Here is a 2,658-nt window from a genome sequence, read left to right as displayed (position 1 = left end):
GCTGGTTGACGGTGTGGGTGGCACGTATGCTGGCACGGCCGATGTGCTTGAGCGATTTTTTGAGTTCGTCGGCATCGGTTTCGCGCTGCGCCAGGTCGGCCTGCATGCGCAGGCCCGCCAGCGGTGTCTTCAACTGATGCGCGGCATCGGCGAGAAAGCGTTTCTGCGTGGTCAGCGACACCTTGAGCCGGCTCAGCAAATCGTTGATGGAGGACACCAGCGGTGCTACCTCTTCTGGCACCGCGGTTTCATCGAGCGGGCTCATGTCGTCGGACTTGCGTGCGCGGATGCGCTTTTCAAGCTGGGCCAGCGGCTTGATGCCGCGCACCAGTGCCAGCCACACCAGCAGTACGGCCAGCGGTAGCGTTACGAACTGCGGCACCATGGTGCCCTTGACGATTTCAGTGGCCAGCGTCTTGCGCTTTTCCAGCGTTTCGGCCACTTGCACCAGCACCATCTGGGCGGACACGGCTTCGGGTGCACCCGCGCTCTTGTCGCTGCGCGGTGCCGCCGCCTTGCCTGTCGGCGCCGGGGCTTTGACCTCGACCTTGAGCCAGGTATAGGCCACGCGGACATCCTCGCCCTGGATCAGGTCTTCGCGCAGCCGCACCTCGCCGTTGGTGGGCTTGTCTTCATCGGGCGGCAGGGGCAGGTCGTGTTCGCCGCTGAGCAGTTCGCCTTGCGTGCCCACAACCTGGTAATAGACCAGATCGGTGTCATCGGCGCGCAGGATCTCGCGCGCCGGCGCCGTCAGGTTGAATTGCACCTGGTTGTTTTTGACCGCCACCAGCTTGGCCAGTGCCTGCACGTTGTATTCAAGCGCACGGTCAAATGGCTTGCCTGCAATGTTCTGCGCCACCAGCCAGGTCAGCGCCAGGCTGATCGGCCATAGCAGCAGCAGCGGCGTGAGCATCCAGTCGAGGATCTCGCCGAAGAGGCTTCGGCGCTCGCGCTGGAAGAGTCTCAGAGCCACAGGTCAAGAAGCGTGCGGGACGTCCGTCCGGCGCGCATGCTCTTCATGCCAGCAGGGGCCGCGGAACCGGCTTTGCCGGGCCGCAGGCGCAGCGGCCCCCTCGGGGGGCAGGGCGCTACACGCAGTGAGCAACCGTGGGGGCTCATCAATTTGGTATTTTTTCGAGGCAGTAACCGAGCCCGCGCACGGTCGCGATGCGCACCGGGCCTTTTTCAATCTTCTTGCGCAGCCGGTGGATGTACACCTCGATCGCGTTGTTGCTGACTTCTTCGCCCCATTCGCAGAGGCGTTCCACCAGCTGGTCCTTGCTGACGAGGCGGCCGGCCCGCTGCAGCAGCACTTCGAGCAAGCCGAGTTCGCGCGCCGACAGCTCCAGCATCTGGCCGTCGATGGTGGCCACGCGTCCGGCCTGGTCGTACACCAGCGGGCCGTGCTTGATGGTGCTGCTGGCGCCGCCCATGCCGCGGCGGATCAGCGCGCGCACACGGGCTTCGAGTTCCTGCAGTGAAAACGGTTTGGCCATGTAGTCGTCGGCGCCGTAGTCCAGGCCCTTGACGCGTTCTTCCACGCTGTCGGCGGCGGTCAGGATCAGCACCGGCATGGCCGAGCCGCGGGCGCGCAGGCGCTTGAGCACTTCCAGCCCGTGCATGCGCGGCAGGCCCAGATCCAGGATCAGCAGATCGAATTCTGTGTTGGTGAGCAGCGCGGCGTCGGCTTCGGTGCCGCTGGCCACGTGGTCGGCTGCCGCACCGGAGGCGCGCAAAGTGCGCAGCAGGCCGTCTGCCAGGACCTGGTCATCTTCGGCAATCAGGATACGCATGGTTGTCTCCGGGGAGTGGCCCGCATTACGGGAGCTGTGGGCCAGTTTTACTTGTTCGGCAAATTTTAGGCTTTTGTCGCCAGAGGTTTGCTGACGTCGGTTGGGATCAGGCTGCTGCGTAGGCCTCGAGTCCCAGCGCGACCACCGTAGCTACATCATGCCCCACAGCCTGGCGAAACTCATCCTCGGCTTGCCGAACCGCTCTGTGAAAGGCTTCCAGCCAGAGCAGGCCCGATTCGGTGAACACCACCTGGCGGGCGCGTTTGTCGTGCGGGTCGGGCTGGCGCGTCACCAAACCCCAGGCTTCGCATTGGTCGACGAGGTCGCCCATGGCCTGCTTGCTCATGCCCGCGCTTTGCGCCAGGTCCGTCAGGCGCGAGCCGCCCACGGCCAGGTGGCGTGTGATGTGGATGTGCGCGGCGCCGACCTGGTCGCGCGCCGCGAGGTTGGACAGCGCCAGCGGTACCTCGATGCTGCTGGCCATCAGTGACAGCACGCGCTCATCAAAGCGGCGCAGCGCATGGCCCATCAGGCGGCCGAAGTGGGTCTGCCGCCAGCTTGCTTCGGTGGCACCAAAGGGGCTGGACAGGGTCGGTGAAATGGGCGTTTCGGCCATGAAATCATGGTAACCCAATTGATCAGGCAAACTGACTAAAAATATGGTTTACTTATTTCAATGGTGCTCATAAAGTACTGATCATGCATCCAGCGCTGTGATTAAAAGCAGAGGCTGGAAATTAGAGAAAAAAGTTTTACATCATTGATTTTCAAGGAGTTTTTCATGGAACTGACCAGCAAACTGAACCCCGCCCAAAACCCTGTACAAAGCGCCGCCCTGAACACCGAGAAGGCCAAAGCCCTGCAG

The 2,658-nt window shown here is 63.1% G+C and carries 3 protein-coding genes; all 3 read right to left on the bottom strand.

Translation table 11 applies throughout. The features are described from left to right. Nucleotides 1-967: sensor histidine kinase N-terminal domain-containing protein (locus AC1D1P_RS20375; protein WP_477674213.1), on the bottom strand; the 967-nt coding region annotated here is incomplete at its 3' end. A gap of 151 nt (nucleotides 968-1,118) precedes the next feature. Then, entirely contained in the window at nucleotides 1,119-1,793 is a 675-nt protein-coding gene (locus AC1D1P_RS20370) for a response regulator (RefSeq protein WP_477670586.1), read from the bottom strand. A 106-nt stretch (nucleotides 1,794-1,899) separates the two neighbouring features. Beyond that, complete coding sequence (locus AC1D1P_RS20365) at nucleotides 1,900-2,409, bottom strand: MarR family winged helix-turn-helix transcriptional regulator (protein WP_477674212.1); 510 nt, start codon at nucleotides 2,407-2,409, stop codon at nucleotides 1,900-1,902. Nucleotides 2,410-2,658 lie beyond the last annotated feature (249 nt).

Source organism: Polaromonas sp. P1_E1_2 (genome assembly GCF_056406035.1).
This window is presented reverse-complemented; position numbering and strand designations above follow the sequence as displayed.